Here is a 16723-nt window from a genome sequence, read left to right on the forward strand (position 1 = left end):
CCTCGTCTCCCCGCACGAACAGTACGGCCGGGCAGGCAGGGCCTCGGAGTGTCGGCCGCCTGACGCCGTCCCAAGCCAGAGCGGCTGGCGGTTAGTAGTTTCCTCCCAAGGCCCACCGGAGGGAGCCTTCACGCTGCCCATGAGTCCATCCCCGCTGCGAATCGTCACCTACAACGTCCGCTACTTCGGCCACATGCTCCGCGGCCTGGCGAGCACCGTGGGCCCGAAGCGACGGGTCGCCGCGGCGTTGGCGTCACTGGACCCGCTGCCGGATGTCGTCTGCCTCCAGGAGGTGGAGACGTCCTCGCTGCGCAGCAACATCGCCGACCGGCCCAAGCAGCCGGGCGAGACGCAGCTCACCGCCTTCATGGGCCGGATGGTGGAGACGTTCGGCATGTTGGGACGGGAGATGCCCTACGAGGCCTTCTACTTCCGCGCCCACCACTACAAGCTCGGCGAGGTCTCCCTCTACACCACCGGCCTGGCGGTGCTGGTGAACACGCGCAGGCTGGAGGTGGCCACGCACAACGTGGACGCCCCCCAGGCCATCACCCACCACCACGTCCAGCGGCTCAAGGACCGCAAGCAGAGCCGCATCTGCGCGCACATGCGCCTGCTGCGCCGCGAGGACGGGCACCCCTTCCACATCTTCAACACCCACCTCAGCCTGCCCACGCCCTTCGCCCGTGAGTTCTGGGCCACGCGCGACAAGATGGGCTGCGGCGTCAACCAGCTCCACGAAGCCCGCAAGCTGACGGACTTCATGCACGGGCTCACCGGTGACGAGCCCTCCATCGTGTGCGGCGACTTCAACTCACCGCCCGCGTCGCCCGTGTATCGCTACCTCACCACCGACGGCCGGCTCACCTGCGCGCAGGCCGCCGTGGGGCAGATTGACCCGAACGTGTCGCGCGGCTTTCCCACCGCCGGCTTCATGCACATGCGGATGCACCTGGACCACGTGTTCTCCGGCGCCGGCGTGCGCTGGCTCGACACGCAGGAGACGTCGCCTTTCGGGGACCTCCGCAGCCGCTTCCACGGGCTGTCCGACCACATGCCCATCGTCGCGCGCTTCGCCCTGGACAGCGGCAGGACGCTCATCACGCCCCCGCCGGGCTCGATGCCACTGTAGCGGCGGGCTCACGTCCCTTCGGACAGTGCCCGCTCCACCTCGGCCCACGCGTCCAGGAGCTCTCGCGTGCGCAGCTCGGCGAGCGCGTGGAACTCCGGCGCCAGGTGCGCCACCTTGTCCGGGTGGTACTGCACCACGAGCGCCCGGAAGGCCTTGCGCGCCTCATCCAGGGGCGTCCCGGGCGCGATGCCCAGCACCGTCCACGGGTCCTTCTTCGGCGGCTCGGGCGGAGGCACGCGCGTGCCACGGGGCGGCGTGGCCTCATCGTCCCAGGCGGTCCGCTCCCGTGGGCCCGTGGCGCGGGCGTTCGTGCTTGCGGGCCTGGGCGGCGAGCGGGGCGCGGGCTCCGCGCGGCGACGTCCCGGCCGCTGGGCCGGGTCCGGTGGGGGCACGCGCGAGCTGAGCCTGCTCAGGGCCTCCTGCAGGAACCAGAGGTCCTCGAATGGTGTCCCCTGCTTGCGCACGACCGCCGCCGGACGGCCGTCCCGAAGCAGCAGGTAGCCCGTGGCCGCCGCGTAGGCGTCATCCCGGCTGCCAGGGTGGAGCCGGTCGCCCAGGTCTCCCAGCGGGTCTCTCCACATGCCATCCGTGGTGCCCTCGTCGGCCACCAGCACCTGCGACAGCACGTCACCGTGGAGCCGCTCCAGCGTGGCGAAGGGCTCGCGCGTCTCCGGAGGACGCATGGCCGCGCCGTGACGCACGCCCGTCACCAGCAACAACCCACGCGTCGCGTCCACCCGGGCGAAGAGCTGCTCACGCACCTGCCTGTCGGAGAAGAAGAGGACCCACTGCACGGTGGCCAGAGCCTACCCGGTCGCCGCCGTTCCGCGTGGGTTCAGGTGCATGTCATGACCGCCCCAGCGGGGCGGAGCGCGACCCTGGCGTCATCTTCATGACTTCGTCGATACACGACGCTCGTCAGCCCCCAGGTGCACTCCTCCTCGACGGTGGCGCGGGCTTGCGGAAGAGTCTCCGGTGCCCATGCGCTGCTGCCACCGTCACGCCTCCGAGTCCATCCCCTCCGGCCCCCGCCCGTTCTCCCTTCCTGGCGCCACCGAGCACTACGCCGCCGAGCGGCCGGTTCGCGCCGAGCACGTCCGCATCGAGGTCGACCTCGACTTCGACACGCACCGCATCAACGGCCTGTGCACCACCCGCGTCTCCGCCGTCCGTCCCGTCCACACCGTCACCTTCGACGCGGTGGACCTCGACGTGTCGGACGTTCAGGTCGACGGCCGCGCCGCGCGCTTCTCCAACTCCGGCGCCCATGTCCGCGTGGAGCTGTCCGCGCCGCTCGCCGCCGGACGGGCCTGCGAGGTGGCCATCCGCTACACGGCCCAGCCTCGCCGTGGCCTCTACTTCTGGGCGCCAGACGCCGCCTATCCCCACCGTCCCCGTCAGGCCTGGACGCAGGGCCAGGACATCGACGCGCGAGCCTGGTTCCCCTGCCTGGACACGCCCGCCCAGAAGGCCACGTCCGAGGTCATCGCCACCTTCCCCGAGCCGATGACGTCCCTGTCCAACGGCACGCTGGAGAGCGACCGCGTCCACGACGGGCGCCGCACCCAGCACTACCGGATGGCGCAGCCGCACGCGCCGTACCTCGTCACACTCGTGGTGGGTGAATTCGAGGAGGCCACCGACACCGCGGGCACGGTGCCCCTGCGCTACCTCTTCCCCAAGGGCCGCAAGGAGGACGCGCTGCGCTGCGTGCGCCGCACGCCGGAGATGGTGCGCGTCTTCCAGGAAGTCACCGGCGAGCCCTACCCCTGGAGCAGCTACGCCCAGGTCTTCGTCACCGAGTTCATCCTGGGCGGCATGGAGAACACCTCCGCCACCAGCCTCACCGACACCGTCCTCCACGACGCGCGCGCCCAGCCGGACTACAACGCCGAGCCGCTCATCTCCCACGAGCTGGCCCACCAGTGGTTCGGTGATTTGCTCACCTGCCGAGACTGGCCCCACGGCTGGCTCAACGAGGGCTTCGCCACCTGGTTCGAGCTGCTCTGGAAGGAGCGCGCCGACGGGCAGGACGAGGCCGACCAGCACCGGCTGGTGGACCTGGAGGCCTACCTGGGCGAGGTGCGTGAGCGCTACGCGCGCCCCATCGTCGCGCGGCGCTTCCACGCCCCCATGGATGTCTTCGACCGGCACCTCTACGAGAAGGGCGGGCTGGTCCTCCACGAGCTGCGCCGCCGGCTGGGTGACGACCTGTTCTTCAAGGGCCTGCGCCACTACGTCGCGCGACACCGCCACGGCTCCGTGGAGACGGTGGACCTGGCGCGCGCGTTCGAGGACGCCACCGGCCACAACCTGGACGCCTTCTTCGACCAGTACGTCTTCGCGCCCGGCCACCCCGAGCTGAAGGTCGACGTCCGCTACGACGCCGAGGAAGCGCGGCTGCGCCTCCAGGTGCGCCAGACGCAGTCCACGGCGGACGGCGTGCCCCTCTTCCGGCTGCCGCTGGAGGTGGCGCTCACCGTGGACGGCCGCGACACCGTCCACCGGCTGGAGGTGACGGGCGCGGAGCACGCGTTCCACCTGCCCTGCGCCAGCGCGCCCTCGCAGGTGCGGGTGGACCCTCGGCGCGGGGTGCTCGGCACGCTGGCGGTGGACAAGTCCGCGGGCCTTTGGATGGAGGAGCTGCGTGCCGCACCGGAGATGCGCGCACGCACCGAGGCCGCCGTGGCGCTGGGACGCGACGGCAGCCCCCGCGCGGTGGACGCGCTGGGCACGGCGCTGGCGGACGCGCGGCTGTTCTGGGGCACCCGCGCCGCGTGCGCGAAGTCCCTGGGCCGTATCCGCACCCCCGAGGCCCGCGCGCGCCTCCTGGCCGCGCTGTCCACCGAACATCCCCGCGTGCGCCGCGCCGTGGTGGCTTCGCTCGGCGAGTTCCGCCGCGACGCGGAGGTGGCCTCCCGCCTGCGCGCCCTGGTGAACGGCGGTGACGCCAGCTACTTCGTGGAGGCGGAGGCCGCCCGCAGCTATGGCCGCGTGCGCGCGCCGGACGCGCTGGGCGTCCTGGAGGCCGCGAGCACCCGGCCGTCGCACCAGGACGTCATCGCAGTGGGCGCGGTGGATGGGCTCGCCGAGTCTCAGGACCCGGCGGCCTTCTCCGTGGTGCAGGCGCGCACCGCCTACGGCCACGCGGCTCCGCTGCGCCGCGCCGCCACGCTCGCGGTGGCGAAGCTGGCGGAGGTCGCGGGGCGAAAGCGCGAGGCCGTGGACCTGCTCGCGGAGCTGCTCCGCGACCCCCTCTTCCGCGTGCGCATGGGCGTCTTCGAGGCGGCGCGCAACCTGGGAGATTCGCGGCTGGTGCCCGCGCTGGAGCAGACGCCCCTGCTGGAGGCCGTCGCCCGGCGCGCGGCGCGGGAGACGGTGCGGTTCCTGCGCGAAGGTGAACCGCAAGCTCGCGAGGTGGCGTCGCTTCGCGAAGAGGTGGACCGCCTCAAGGAGGAGACGCGAGCCCTGCGCGAGCGGCTGGAGGGGCTCTCGCTGAAGCCACCCGAGCCGCCGCGTGGTGGCGCGAAGCCCGTCGCTCGCAAGGCCAGCGGCCGGCCACGCAAGGCCACGCGCCGCTAGGCTGGGGCCTGCCCGCTCGCATGCCCGTCGAACCTGGCGTCCGCGCGCCGACCACCGACGAGGAAGGCGCGGGCCGTGCCGCCAATGCCTACTTGTATAGAAAGGGACACGCCCTCCGCATTCCGCGTCGAGGCGTTTCGAGCGCCCCTGTCCCGGGACGCTGGCAATGTCAGCCAGCGCGTTTCCGAGGAGAGCATGGCCTCAGGCATCGACGAGCTCAGCGCGTGGCTGGATGCCGCCGTGGACCCCTTCGTGGCCTGCGACGCCGGTGAGAACGTCTGCTTCCTCAACGCCGCCGCGGAGCGCCTGCTGGGATGGACGCGGGACGAGCTCATCAGCCAGCCGGCGTCCCGGCTCTTTCCCCAGCGGCTGCACCGCCATGAAGGCGAGAGCCTGCTGCGCCACCTGCTCTCCCGGCGGACCGCGCTCGGAGGGCGAGCGACCCGAGTGCTCGCGCGTCGCAAGGACGGCGCTGAAATCATGGTGGAGCTGACGGTGGGCGCCTCCGGCAAGGGCCGCGATGAGCGCATCGCCCTCAACTTCCGCCGCCTGCACGAGGTCGTCGACATCCTGGCCGAACCCGTGGAGCGCGCGCTGCGCGGACGTGATTCGGAGAGCGTTCCTGGTGACGCGCTCTTCCGCACCGTCGTGGAGCACGCGCCCCTGGGCATCATCTACTTCGACCGGAGCGCCATCCTCATCGCGTGCAACGAGCTGTTCGTGAGCATCATCGGCTCGCCCAAGCGCCTGTTGGTGGGCCTCAACATGCTGTCGCTCCGGGATGAGCGCATCCTCCACTGCGTCCGTGAGACGCTGGCGGGACATACCTGCGACTACGAAGGCGAGTACCGGGCCATCACCTCCGGCAAGAAGACGCCGGTCCACGTTCGCTTCGCCCCCTGCTTCAACGCGGCCGGACAGGTGGAGGGCGGCATTGGCATCGTCGAGGACATCACCGAGCGCCGCCGCGCGGAGAGCGAGCGCGAGCGCCTGTTCCGCGAGGCCCAGGAGGCCATCCGCGTGCGCGACGACTTCCTGTCCATCGCCTCGCACGAGCTGAAGACGCCCCTCACCCCGTTGAGCCTCCGGCTGGCCACGCTGGAGCGCCGGCTGGCGCGCGGCGAGCGCGTGGAGCCCTCCACCCTGCGCCAGGCGCGCCTGTACCTCTTGCGCATCACCAGCCTCATCAATGACTTGCTGGATGCCTCACGCATCGAGGCGGGACGGCTGGCCCTGCACCGGGAGGCTACCCGGCTGGAAAGCCTGGTGGAGCACGTCCTCCACGAGCTCGAGCCCCAGCGCGGCGACCACACCGTGCGGTTCGATGCGCCCGAGCAGCCCGTGCAGGTGAACGTGGACCCTTTCCGGATGGAGCAGGTGCTCGCCAACCTGGTGGAGAACGCCTTCAAGTACAGCCCGCACGGAGGCACCGTCCGCGTGAGCTTGCGCCAGCGCGGCGGGCTGGCGCTCCTGTCCGTCTCCGACGAAGGCATCGGCATCCCCGAGGACCAGCAGAAGCTGCTCTTCGACCGGTACTTCCGGGCGCGCAACGCCTCCGCCCGCTCCTTCGGCGGCCTGGGACTGGGGCTCTACATCAGCCGAGACATCGTCGAGCGTCACGGCGGGCGCATCTGGGTGGAGAGCGAGCCGGGCCATGGCTCCACCTTCCATGTCGCCCTGCCGTTGATGGCGGGCACCCCCGCGCAGCCGAACGTCGAGGAACCCGGACAGCTCATCCACTGAAACTCCGCCACCCCGCCCTCCGCAAAAATGACAGGTGTGGGTGTCTTCCATTGGCCAGCAGGCCAGGGGAAGCGCCTGGATTCGCACGCTTCCAGCGCTGGCATGGCGGCTGCTCTAGCGAAAGGCGGAGGATGAACTTCGAGGGAGGATGACCATGATGACCGACACGCCTGCTTGGACTCGTGACAATGAAGGCTGGCTCGTCCGCGTGAAGGTGGGCGGACGCATCCAGGAGGTGCGCTGCACCACGGAGAGCCAGGCCCGCTACTTCGCCACCGTGCTGGCGATGAACCCGCCCGTGCCGTCGAAGCTGCGCAACTAGGGCGGGTCCGGGGTTCAGGGATTGAGGCGGACGATTTCGGCGTTGAGCACGTTGGCGAAGCCCACCCAGCCCAGGTACGGCATCACCATCCAGGCCGCGGGGCGGTCCACGTCCTTGGTGACGGCGACATACGCCGTCACGCTGCCCAGCAGCGCCAGGTTGTCCGCCAGGGCGCGGCGAGGCTGATGCCTGCCGAAGAAGAGCCAGGACCAGGCGGCGTTGCATCCCATCTGGATGCCCCACCAGCCCAAGGCCTGGGAGCGGGCCGCGCCCGCGGGCGCCGTCCAGACACGCCAACCCGACAGGGCGATGAGGCCATACAGCACCGTCCACACCGGGCCGAAGACCTTCGGTGGCGGCTGAAACGAGGGCTTGCGCAGACGCCGGTACCAGCGCGTGTCCGCCGAGCTGACGCGAGCGCCCAGGGCCGCCGCGCCGAACGTCAGGGCGCCGAAGACGCCCAGCGCCACCACGGACTCCTTGCGCAGCGTGGGGTTGAGCGCCGTGCGCAGCACCGGGTCAGGCATGCTTCGTGTCGTCGGCTCCAGCGTCCAGTCCATCCGCGTCCTCCCTTGGCGGAGCACCCGCCATTGTCGGATGGAAGGTGGTACCGGAGACCCCTGGCCGCCACCCCGGCTGGGGCCGGTGTACAAGGCGGATTCCCCTTGCTGACGAAGAGGCGTCTCATGGCGAGCGCAGAGGAAATCCTAGGCTTCTGGTTCGGGCAGCCACGCGAGCGGTGGTTCCTGCGAGACGAAGACTTCGATGATGAATGCCGGCGCCGCTTCCTGCCCGCCGTCGAGCGCGCCGCCGAGGGCGACCTGGACGACTGGCGGGACGCGCCTCGCAGCTGCGTGGCCCTGCTCCTGCTGTTGGACCAGTTCCCGCGCAACCTCTTCCGCGGCACGCCCAGGGCCTTCGCCTCGGATGCGCGGGCGCGCGAGGTGGCCCGGCATGGGTTGGCGCGAGGCCTGGACATGTCCCTGCCGCCGCTGTGGCGGTGGTTCATGTACCTGCCCTTCGAGCACAGCGAGTCCGTCAACGACCAGCGGCTGTCCGTGGCCCTCTTCGAGGTGCTCGCGCTGTATCACGCGGACAGCCAGGAAGCGCTCGACTACGCCCGGCAGCACCGGGACGTCATCCAGCGCTTCGGCCGCTTTCCGCATCGCAACGTGACGCTGGGCCGGCCGACGACTCCGGAGGAAACCGTCTTCCTCCAGGAGCCGGGCTCGTCGTTCTGAGCGTGGGTTACACCCGCGGCTGCGTGCCCGCGCGCTTCTCACCGGCAGGCGCCCCGCGCGCCTCCACGCTCACGCCCGCGGCCAGCCAGCCACGCACCCAGAGGAGGTGCTGCCCCTCTGAATCCAGCGCGAGCTGGAAGCGGTCCGCCAGCGTGTCATGGCCCAGGTCGCGGGCCAGCTCGATGAGCATCTCCCAGCAGGCGTTGTCCGTCAGCTCCGCCACCAGCAGCGCTTCCAACGACTGGCGCAGGTTGGCGCGAGGGTCCGCGATGAGCAGCGGAAGGCCTTGGGACACCACCGCCGTGACGTCCGCGCTGGGCGTCATCGCCGTGGGGTCGGCGCCCAGTGACTTCAGGGCCTCGGTGAGCATGAGGAAGTGGGACAGCTCGTCGTTGTAGATTTTCTCAAGGCCCTCACGCGTGGGCCCGCCTTCCCAGCCGCCGTAGACGTCGAACTTGGCGAGCGCGCCCTCATAGAGCCGGGTGCCGCTGCGCTCGAAGGCCAGCCGCTCGCCCAGCTTGTCGATGAAGACGGTGGGCTTGGAGCCCTTGAGCGCATCCACCGCCGTCTTCGCCACGCCCTTGAGGCTGGCCGGCGGAGGCACGCTGCCCAGGCCTTCGGATTCCCGCGCGTAGAGTTGCCGGACCTGGAGGAGGAGCGAGCCGTCTCCCAGGTGGCTGGGCTGATGCTTCTCCGCCTCCTGGATGATGTCCGCGCTGTCGATGGGCGAGGTGGCCACGCCGGTCCGGTTGCGCCCCATGTCGCTGGTGGTCGTCTTCATGTCAGTGAACCTTCTTTCCCTCGAACGTGGAGCCCATGCGCGGCGTGCGCGCGGCGAGCTCCGTGCCCGGAATCCATTGGTAGCCAGCGGCCACTGTCTCGGACGGTGAGCCGTCGGAGTTGAGCTGGTCGCGCCAGATGTACGAGCGGTGGTCGCGTGACAGGTCCGCCATCCGCACGTAGTCCTGCCCGTTGGAGGCCATGTCCTCCTCCTGATTCAATGTCTTGCGAACGAAGTCGCGGTGCTCCTTGAAGCCGATGGGCTCCGGCAGCGTGCTGGGGAGCACCTCCGCCGCGTCACGCTTCTCCACGCGCTGGAAGATTTCCTTCACGTAGTGGAGCTGGCCCAGCTCGTAGTCCAGGAAGCGCTGCCATATCTCCTTGATGCGCGGGTTCTTCTCGAAGGCCACGCACGAGTAGAAGTTGTAGACCTCCGTGGCCTCGTGCAGCAGCCACCGCTCCAGCATGGACTCGCCCGGGTCCAGCAGCGACTCGTACATGGAGGTGTGCTGCTCCTCGATGGAGGCAATCTCCGCGTAGAGCTGCCGCGCCGCCGGGTCGCTGAAGAAGGGGCCCACCGTCATGTAGTAGTCGTGCGTCTGGTTCTCCGCCGCGGTGATGCTCATCGCGTGAAGCTTCGTCAGCGGGTGGGCCGTGCGCTTGTCGTAGGGGCGGCGCAGGTCATCCACCGGATGGCGATGCTCCACCGAGGTGGGCCGCCCGGGAATGATATCCGTGTACGACTGGGTGATGGTGTTGGGGTCCTTGCCCTCCAGCCGGTCGTAGAGCGCGGAGTAGCGATACAGGTGGTCGAAGTCCTCGAGCAGGCCGAACCGGTACGTCTGGGCCAGATAGGGGTCCGGCTCGCGCAGGGCCACGCTGGCCGTCACCTCGATGGCCACCTGTTCGAAGCCCAGGGTGGTCTCCAGCGGTGTCTGGTCGGGAGGGTTGAGCCAGTTGATGAGCGTCTGTTCGTACTGCTCCAGCCGGCGAATCATCGCCAGCGGCTCCCGCAGCTCGCGATTCATGCGCGCGAAGGCATGCTTGGTCCGCAGTGCGTCCGCCATGATGCCGTTCATGTAGATGACGCACACGCGGGTGAAGGCGTCGTCATCCAGCTTGCTGAAGGGGCGCCGGACCAGGTCCTTCCAGGTGAAGACCTGTTTGTCGAGCGGGACGCCTTTTTCTTGGAGGATATCCAGGGCCACGTCTGACTCCTTGATTGCGAAAATCCGTGTCGAACCGAGTGCAAAGGTCCGGACGGCACCGACAGGTGGCAAACGACCCACGGGTTTCCGGAAGGGCGACGTTGGAGGCTCCAGCGGCCCGTCTGGCTGCCTGCCGCAGGCACCCTCTGAAAACTCAGGTTTCCCCGTGAATACACGGCCGAGACACCGAGATACGCGAGGTGACTGCCTTCTCCTCCGCCGCTGGGGTAGTGTTCACTCCAGCACGCTTCGCAAGAGGGGGACGTGGCAGGCGAGCGCTGGAAGACGGTCCGTTCACGGTGGCAGAACCACTGGCGGCTGATGCTGGGCGTGGCGGTGCTGGCCACCACGCTGGCCGCCGTCTGCCTTCACTTCGACGCGAAGCTGGGCGGCCTGCTGGAGGAAGCGGAGCGCTCCGCCTACGACACCGTCGTCACGCGCTTCACCGAGCGGCGCGAGGTGTCATCCCAGGTGGTGCTGGTCACCATCGACCAGCCGAGCCTGGAGCGCATCCGCGCCAACGAACAATACGCGCTCAACTTCGGGAGCTGGCCCTACAGCCGCAACCTCTGGGCGCGCGTGGTGGAACAACTGGAAGCCGAGGGTGCCCGGGCCATCGTGTTCGACGCCGTCATGGACGAGCGCGGCACCGACGAGTCCATGGACCTGACCTTCGCGCAGGTGCTCCGGGAGACGTCCACGCCGTTCTACCTGGGGGTCTCCACCCACGCGAACGCGCCGCTGCTGCCTCCCGCGGACTTCGGAGCGGCGGTGGTGGAGGTGGACACCCCCATCCAGGCGGCGGACACCTTCCCGGAGGAAGCCGGCGCGGAGACGTTCGAGGACGGCGCCCCGGAGGCGGTCCTCCCCACTGTTGCCCCCGAGCAACTGGCCCGGGCCATCGCGTTTCCGGTGCGCGCGAACGGCCGGACGCTGCCCGCGCTGGATTACGCGACGTCCTCGGGGGAGCGGCTCCCCAGTCACCCGGTGCCGCCCATTCCCGTGCTGGTGGGCGCGGTGGATGGCTTCGGGCTGGTGGAGCCGGAGTCGGACACCGACGGCTTCATGCGCCGCACGCGCTTCGTCTATTCGGATGGCCCCAATGCCTTCGCGACGCTGCCCGTGCGCGTGGCGGCGGACCTGCTGGGCGCCAGCGCCATCGAGTTCGCCGGGCGCACGCTGCGGCTGGGCTCGCGCACCTACGCCGTGGACGCGGATGGCAGCGCGGGCATCGACTTCGGTGGGCAGCTGCATGACCGCTTCACGAGCGTCCCGCTCATCTCCGTGCTCGACGCGTGGGTGTACCGGGGCCAGGGCCAGCCCACGGGGCTGCCGCCGGACGTCTTTCGCGGCAAGGTGGTCGTCATCGGCGGCAACGCGGTGGGGCTCAACGACGTCAAGGCCACGTCCTTCTCGTCGCATGAGCCCGGCGTGGTGAAACAAGCGGCGGTGCTGGACACGCTCCTGGGCAACGGCCGCTTCATCACCCGCGCGCCGCTGGGGGTGAGCCTGGCGCTCGTCTTCGGCGTGGCCTTCGCGTCGGTGGTGCTGTTGATGACGACGCGCTGGACGCCGCTGGAGATTGCGTGGCCGCTGGGGCTCTACGCGGGCATGAGCTGGGTGACGGGCCCTGTCCTCGGACTGACGAACACCTACGTGCTCACCGCCCTGCCCGCGCTGGCGGGCGTGCTGGCCAGCGTCAGCGCGGTGGCCTTCAACCACCTGGTGGCCAACGAGGAGACGGCGTTCATCCGGCAGGCCTTCAGCCGCTTCATGGAGCCCAAGCTGGTGGAGCAGATGATTGCCCAGCGCGAGCTGCCTCGGCTGGATGGGGAGAATGTCGAAATCACCGCCTTCTTCAGCGACATCCGGGGCTTCTCCACCTTCAGCGAGCGCTTCAAGGACGACCCGCGCAACCTGGTGCGCCTGCTCAACACGTACCTGACGCGGGTGAGCGCGGCGCTGCTGAAGGAAGGTGGGTGCCTGGACAAGTACATCGGTGACGCCGTGGTGTGTCTCTTCGGCGCGCCGATGCGACAGGTGGACCACGCGCTGCGCGGCTGCAAGGGCGCGCTCGCGGCGAAGGCGGCGGTGGACCGGCTTCGCGACGAGTTCCGCGTCCAGGGGCTGCCGGACATGTACACGCGCATCGGCGTGAACACCGCGGTCAACTTCGTGGGCAACTTCGGCAGCGAGCAGCTCTTCAGCTACACCGCGATTGGCGACGGGATGAACCTGGCCGCGCGGCTGGAGGGCGCGAACAAGGCCTATGGCTCCGTCATCATGATTGGCCCGCGCACGTACGAGCTGGCGCGCGAGCACATCGAGGTGCGGGAGCTGGACCGGGTGCGCGTGGCGGGCAAGACGGAGGCCGTCACCGTGTACGAGCTGCTCGCGCTCAAGGGCGGGCTGGACGCGCGCAAGCGGGAGACGGTGGCGCGCTACCACGCGGCGCTGGCGCTCTACCGCGCGGCGCGGTTCGAGGAAGCAGCAGCGGTGCTGGAGGCGCGCCGCGCGGAGGACCCGGAGGACGGGCCCACGCAGGCGCTGCTGGAGCGCTGTCAGCGATATGCGAAGGCGCCGCCGACGGACTTCGACGGCGTGGCGAACCTGGACAAATGAGCGGTGCGGAAAGGAGTCGGGGAGACATGGGGATGAAGACGCGGGTGGCGTGGACCACCGCCCTGCTGGCGCTGGCGATTCCGGCGGGGGCGTCGGCCGTGAAGGTCGGCGAGCCGCTGTACGTGAAGGCGAAGAACACGCGCGTGCAGGCGAGCCCGTCCGGTTCGGTCAACGCCGTGGCGGTGCTCCAGCCCGGAGAGCAGGTGACGTGGGGCGGCGCGGACGCGAAGCACAAGCAGTGGCACAAGGTGACGACGACCACCGGAAAGAAGGGCTTCGTGTTCCAGACGAACCTGTCCACCACGCCGCCCAACATGGAGCTGGTGACGCAGGGGAAGGGCACCCGGCAGGTGGACCCGAAGAAGTTCGTCGCCAGCGGCGCCGCGGTGAAGGCGCTCAGCCCCGGCGCGGAGCAGTACGGCAAGGACAAGGGCGGAGACCACGGCGAGGCCGTGCGGGACATCCAGGCGTTGGAGGCGCTGGCGAAGTCCGTCTCCACGGCGGACATCGCCGCGCACGTGACGGCGGCGGGGCTCTTCCCGGTGGTGGGCGCCAGCGACACGGTCGCGAAGGCCGGGAAGAACAAGCGGAGCGGCAAGCGATGATGCGAACGGGCTGGAAGGTGCTCGCGCTGGTGGGCCTGGGCGCGATGACGACGTCCTGCAAGGGCTTCAATGCGTCCGCGCTCACCCGAGGGGGGAACATCCTGGGGAAGGTGAGCGCCGCGACGGAGGAGGCCAAGACGTGCCAGAAGCTGCGCGCCGACCCCAGCGTGCAGGAGGAGTACGCCCTGGGCGGAGCGCTGGCCATCAACTTCGTGCGGCGGGGTGACGGGCTGCTGCTGAGCGGCCCCGACGACGCGCTCCACCGCTACGTCAACGTCGTGGGGAAGAACCTGGCGGCGCAGTCCGCGCGGCCCACGCTCGAGTGGACCTTCGGCGTGCTCCAGGACACGTCCCAGTTCAACGCGATGTCCGCGCCCGGGGGCTACGTCTTCGTCACCCGGAAGCTGCTCCAGGGACTGGAGAACGAAGGCCAGCTGGCCGGCGTGCTGGCGCACGAAATCGCCCACGTCACGCTCAAGCACGCCATCCGCCAGTACGGCGACGCGAAGGTGAAGACGTGCGAGCTGGTCACCTACGGCGAGGCCGTGCTCTCCCCCGCCGCGGTGAAGGTGCTCTCCGCGGGCCGCGATGGCGACGGGACGTTGGATTTGGACAAGGAGCCGGGCCTGCTGGGCCACCTGAGCGAGAAGACCATCGACCTCATCGACAAGGGCCACGCCAAGGAGCAGGAGCTGGAGGCGGACCGGGTCGCCGTCGAGCTGATGCTCTCCGCGGGCTACACGCCGGACGACTACCTCGCCCTGCTGGCCAAGACGAAGGACGGGGGCGGCACCTTCGCCAACCACCCGGGCAAGGACGAGCGCCGGAGCAACATCCTCGCGCACGTCCAGGCGCTGAAGCAGCCCGCCGGGGGCTTCAGTGGACTGGCCACCGAGGGCCTTCGCTCGCCGCCGCTCAGCCCCGCCTTCGCCGCCGTGCGCGGGGCGGCGAAGGTCACGAAGTAGCCAGGCGGCTTCAGCGCACCGTGGCCTGACTCAGGGCCCGGTGCACCGACTCCAGGGCCTTGCGCGCCTCCAGCAGCTCGGCGCGCTCGGCGGTGAGCGAGGCCACCTGCTGGGCCAGCACGTCACGCTCTCCCTGGAGCGCTTCCACCGCGCGGTGCAGCGACGTGGACTCGTCCTTGGCGAACTCCAGCTCACCGGCGAGCCGCTCCTCCTCGGCCAGGCTGTCCACCAGGGCCTGCTTGCCGCGGGCGACCTCTTCTTCCAGGGCCTCGCGCTCCTTGGCCGCGGCATGGAGCGCCTGCCGCGTCTCCTGGAGCGACAGCAGCGCCTCGTCGCGCTCGCCCTCCAGCGCGGACAGCTCGCGCTCCAGGTCGGCCAGCAGCTTCACCCGGCCCTCCATCTCCGAGGACAGGCGGCGCGCCTCGTCCATGCGCAGGCGGGCCTCTTCCGTGGCCTTCTCCGCCTGACGGCGCGACACCTCCAGGTCCTGCGTGAGGGAGAGGTTGAGCGCCTTCACCTTCACCAGCTCCGCCTGGAGGTGGGTGATGCGCTCCACGGCGCGCTGCCCCGCCTCCGCCACGGTGGCGGGCAGCGGCTCCGGGCGCGGATTCTCCCGCACCGCCTTGAGCCGGGCCTTCAGCCGCTCACGGCGGGCCGAGGAGTCCTGCCCGTCCTCGCGCGGCGGGGCCGGCCGCTGCACCTCCACCTCGGTGGGCGGCGCTTCGACACGGGCCACCGGCTCCGCGACGGTGGCGGTGACGTGCGGCATGGATACGGGAGCCGAGGCCTGCGTCATGGGGTGCGCCTCCGGAGGAGGACTGACGGCGTCGAAATGCGGCGCCGGGGGCGGCGCGGCGAAGGTGACGGGCCCGGCGGACGGCTCGGTGTCGAGCAGCGCTTCGGCCTCCGGCGGAGCCCCGTACGTCACGGGCACGTCGGCGACCGCTTCGGGCTCCGGCGGGGGCTCCTCGTAGACGGGCGCATCGTCCGGCTCGGGCGCGGCGTAGGCGACGGTGTCCTGCTCGGGCTCCGGCTCGTGCAGGGCGGCGTCCATGGCCTGGGCGGCGCTGGGGCGCGGCGTGCGGGCGCGCTCGATGCGGGCGCGCACCTCGGCGGAGAGGTCGGGGGACTCGGCGACGGGCTCGGGCGCCGCTTCGGCCTCGGGCTCGGGAGGCGTGGGCTCGACGGGGTCGACGAGGCCCGTCAGCGCGCCCAGGCGGAGGCGCGGCTTGGCGCGGGACACGTTCTGTTCAAAGGCTTTCTTCATGGTTCTCAGCCGGCCTGCTGGGTGCCCTTCGTCTGGGCGGCGGCTGCCGCGGCCACCAGCCGGGGCAGGATGTTGTCAATCATGGCCTGGATGTCGTTGGCCCCCTTGGACGAGGGGTCCGCGACGAACACCGGCCGGCCCTCGCTGGAGGCCTGCGCGAACTTGGTGCACTGCCGGATGATGGTGGGCAGCAGGAACTCCGGATAGTGCGTCTGGAGCGCCTCCAGCGCCTCCTTCGCCAGCTTGAAGGTGGCGTTGAAGGAGTTGACCACGATGAAGACGTGGTCGAGCACGTGGTTCAGGTCCTCCTCCAGGCTCTGCACCGTTTCGAACAGCAGCTTGAGGCCGTGGAAGGACAGGAAATCCGCGAGCACGGGGACGAACAAGTCGTTCGCCGCCATCAGCGCGTTGAGGTTGAGCAGGCCGAAGGACGGCGGCGCGTCGAAGACGACGACGTCGTACTGGGCCTCCACGTCCTTGAGGGCGTTGCGCAGCTTGAACTCGCGGCCGGCCATGGGCATCAGCGCGAGGTCCACCGTGGACATGGTCAGGTTGGACGGGACGAAGTCCAGGTTGGGCAGCGAGGACTTCTGGATGACCTTGGACAACGGCGTCTTGCGGACGAGCACGTCCAGCAGCGTCTTCTCGAAGTCCTCGCCTTCGTAGCCCAGGCACTTGGTGGCGTGGCCCTGGCTGTCCAGGTCGATGAGGAGCACCGCGTAGCCCAGCTCCGCCAGGCGCCAGGCGTAGGACGTGGACAGCGACGTCTTGCCGGTGCCGCCCTTGAAGTTCAGGAAGAGCTGGCGGCGGTGGCCCAGCCGCGCCGGGAAACGGTCGAGCGTGGTGCGCAGGTCCCAGATGTCGTCCGGCGTGTAGGCGTCCTTCCGCGATTCCTCCGGAATCTGCTTCGGGGACACGCCGAGCATCTCGGCGACCTGCTTGGAGCTGTACGTCGGCGCTTCCATGGACGACCCTTCGAAAGACGTGCGGGACGGCTACCTTGCCTCAAGCGGCGAAGTATTTGTGCCCCCTTCGAATCACCGCTCCCCGGGCGGACAACAGGGTGAGCGCCTCCTGGGCGAGCTCCGCGGGCGCCGAGAGCGCGACCGCCAGCTCGACGAGCGAGCGGCCCCGGACGGCGACGCGGACTTCGGTCAGCATCTGCGTGCAGAGGGCCTCCACCGGCGATGCAGTGGGGCGCGAGGGGGCCGCTCGCTCGTCGAGCTGGCGGTCGCGCTCTCGGCGCCCGCGGAGCT

General features: G+C 70.2%; 14 protein-coding genes and 1 pseudogene. 8 read left to right on the forward strand and 7 right to left on the reverse strand.

The genetic code is table 11. The annotated features are described in order from the left end of the window. Positions 1-139: 139 nt before the first annotated feature. Positions 140-1132, forward strand: a complete 993-nt coding sequence (locus HV826_RS09415) for an endonuclease/exonuclease/phosphatase family protein (RefSeq protein ID WP_176416662.1) — start codon at positions 140-142, stop codon at positions 1130-1132. 8 nt (positions 1133-1140) lie between these two features. On the opposite strand, the gene HV826_RS09420 is transcribed toward HV826_RS09415, so the two are convergent. Further along, positions 1141-1926 carry a J domain-containing protein gene (locus HV826_RS09420; RefSeq protein ID WP_176416663.1) on the reverse strand — a complete coding sequence of 262 codons (786 nt, stop codon included), beginning with the start codon at positions 1924-1926 and terminating at the stop codon, positions 1141-1143. Between the two features lie 187 nt (positions 1927-2113). Here HV826_RS09420 and HV826_RS09425 point away from each other — a divergent pair, with 187 nt between their 5' ends. The 3 genes from HV826_RS09425 to HV826_RS09435 all read left to right on the forward strand — a co-directional run bounded on the left by HV826_RS09425 (position 2114) and on the right by HV826_RS09435 (position 6779). Then, on the forward strand, positions 2114-4714 hold the full coding sequence (locus HV826_RS09425) for a M1 family aminopeptidase (protein WP_176416664.1): 2601 nt from the start codon (positions 2114-2116) through the stop codon (positions 4712-4714). Between the two features lie 195 nt (positions 4715-4909). Then, positions 4910-6457: an ATP-binding protein gene (locus HV826_RS09430; RefSeq protein WP_176416665.1), complete on the forward strand. Its 1548-nt coding sequence runs from the start codon at positions 4910-4912 to the stop codon at positions 6455-6457. A 154-nt stretch (positions 6458-6611) separates the two neighbouring features. Next, positions 6612-6779, forward strand: a complete 168-nt coding sequence (locus HV826_RS09435) for a hypothetical protein (protein WP_176416576.1) — start codon at positions 6612-6614, stop codon at positions 6777-6779. 14 nt (positions 6780-6793) lie between these two features. On the opposite strand, the gene HV826_RS09440 is transcribed toward HV826_RS09435, so the two are convergent. Next, positions 6794-7306, reverse strand: a complete 513-nt coding sequence (locus HV826_RS09440) for a TspO/MBR family protein (protein ID WP_217917279.1) — start codon at positions 7304-7306, stop codon at positions 6794-6796. Between the two features lie 159 nt (positions 7307-7465). Here HV826_RS09440 and HV826_RS09445 point away from each other — a divergent pair, with 159 nt between their 5' ends. Then, positions 7466-8020, forward strand: a complete 555-nt coding sequence (locus HV826_RS09445) for a DUF924 family protein (RefSeq protein WP_176416667.1) — start codon at positions 7466-7468, stop codon at positions 8018-8020. A 7-nt stretch (positions 8021-8027) separates the two neighbouring features. On the opposite strand, the gene HV826_RS09450 is transcribed toward HV826_RS09445, so the two are convergent. Both HV826_RS09450 and HV826_RS09455 read right to left on the reverse strand, forming a co-directional pair. Further along, positions 8028-8801, reverse strand: coding sequence for a ferritin-like domain-containing protein (locus tag HV826_RS09450; protein ID WP_176416668.1), 774 nt, complete (start codon positions 8799-8801; stop codon positions 8028-8030). A gap of 1 nt (position 8802) precedes the next feature. Continuing rightward, complete coding sequence (locus HV826_RS09455) at positions 8803-10008, reverse strand: hypothetical protein (RefSeq protein WP_176416669.1); 1206 nt, start codon at positions 10006-10008, stop codon at positions 8803-8805. 264 nt (positions 10009-10272) lie between these two features. Between HV826_RS09455 and HV826_RS09460 the strand changes: the two genes are divergently transcribed. Genes HV826_RS09460 through HV826_RS09470 form a run of 3 tightly spaced genes read left to right on the forward strand, consistent with a single transcriptional unit; the run spans position 10273 to position 14200 of the window. Continuing rightward, a complete protein-coding gene (locus tag HV826_RS09460) occupies positions 10273-12630 on the forward strand; it encodes an adenylate/guanylate cyclase domain-containing protein (protein WP_176416670.1) in 2358 nt (785 codons plus the stop codon). Positions 12631-12656: 26 nt separating this feature from the next. Continuing rightward, positions 12657-13235: an SH3 domain-containing protein gene (locus HV826_RS09465; RefSeq protein ID WP_255217121.1), complete on the forward strand. Its 579-nt coding sequence runs from the start codon at positions 12657-12659 to the stop codon at positions 13233-13235. Further along, positions 13232-14200 carry a M48 family metalloprotease gene (locus HV826_RS09470; protein ID WP_176416672.1) on the forward strand — a complete coding sequence of 323 codons (969 nt, stop codon included), beginning with the start codon at positions 13232-13234 and terminating at the stop codon, positions 14198-14200. Before HV826_RS09465 ends, HV826_RS09470 begins: the two co-directional genes overlap by 4 nt. A gap of 10 nt (positions 14201-14210) precedes the next feature. Here the strand turns inward: HV826_RS09470 and HV826_RS09475 are convergent, their stop codons facing one another. The 3 genes and pseudogenes from HV826_RS09475 to HV826_RS09485 all read right to left on the reverse strand — a co-directional run. Then, positions 14211-15467: an extensin-like protein gene (locus HV826_RS09475; RefSeq protein ID WP_176416673.1), complete on the reverse strand. Its 1257-nt coding sequence runs from the start codon at positions 15465-15467 to the stop codon at positions 14211-14213. 5 nt (positions 15468-15472) lie between these two features. After that, entirely contained in the window at positions 15473-16432 is a 960-nt protein-coding gene (locus HV826_RS09480) for a ParA family protein (protein WP_176416674.1), read from the reverse strand. A 40-nt stretch (positions 16433-16472) separates the two neighbouring features. Further along, a pseudogene (locus HV826_RS09485) lies at positions 16473-16723 on the reverse strand (hypothetical protein); the annotation flags it as partial.

The sequence above is a fragment of the Myxococcus sp. AM010 genome, from assembly GCF_013372585.1.
Taxonomy (GTDB): Bacteria; Myxococcota; Myxococcia; order Myxococcales; family Myxococcaceae; genus Myxococcus; species Myxococcus vastator.

What these genes read in the sequence shown, in the direction of transcription:
- HV826_RS09465 (WP_255217121.1), top strand. Translation starts at nt 12,657, where the DNA reads ATGGGGATGAAGACGCGGGTGGCGTGGACCACCGCCCTGCTGGCGCTG.
- HV826_RS09470 (WP_176416672.1), top strand. Translation starts at nt 13,232, where the DNA reads ATGATGCGAACGGGCTGGAAGGTGCTCGCGCTGGTGGGCCTGGGCGCG.
- HV826_RS09440 (WP_217917279.1), bottom strand. Translation starts at nt 7,306, where the DNA reads ATGCCTGACCCGGTGCTGCGCACGGCGCTCAACCCCACGCTGCGCAAG.
- HV826_RS09430 (WP_176416665.1), top strand. Translation starts at nt 4,910, where the DNA reads ATGGCCTCAGGCATCGACGAGCTCAGCGCGTGGCTGGATGCCGCCGTG.
- HV826_RS09445 (WP_176416667.1), top strand. Translation starts at nt 7,466, where the DNA reads ATGGCGAGCGCAGAGGAAATCCTAGGCTTCTGGTTCGGGCAGCCACGC.
- HV826_RS09415 (WP_176416662.1), top strand. Translation starts at nt 140, where the DNA reads ATGAGTCCATCCCCGCTGCGAATCGTCACCTACAACGTCCGCTACTTC.
- HV826_RS09450 (WP_176416668.1), bottom strand. Translation starts at nt 8,801, where the DNA reads ATGAAGACGACCACCAGCGACATGGGGCGCAACCGGACCGGCGTGGCC.
- HV826_RS09435 (WP_176416576.1), top strand. Translation starts at nt 6,612, where the DNA reads ATGATGACCGACACGCCTGCTTGGACTCGTGACAATGAAGGCTGGCTC.
- HV826_RS09480 (WP_176416674.1), bottom strand. Translation starts at nt 16,432, where the DNA reads ATGGAAGCGCCGACGTACAGCTCCAAGCAGGTCGCCGAGATGCTCGGC.
- HV826_RS09425 (WP_176416664.1), top strand. Translation starts at nt 2,114, where the DNA reads ATGCGCTGCTGCCACCGTCACGCCTCCGAGTCCATCCCCTCCGGCCCC.
- HV826_RS09475 (WP_176416673.1), bottom strand. Translation starts at nt 15,467, where the DNA reads ATGAAGAAAGCCTTTGAACAGAACGTGTCCCGCGCCAAGCCGCGCCTC.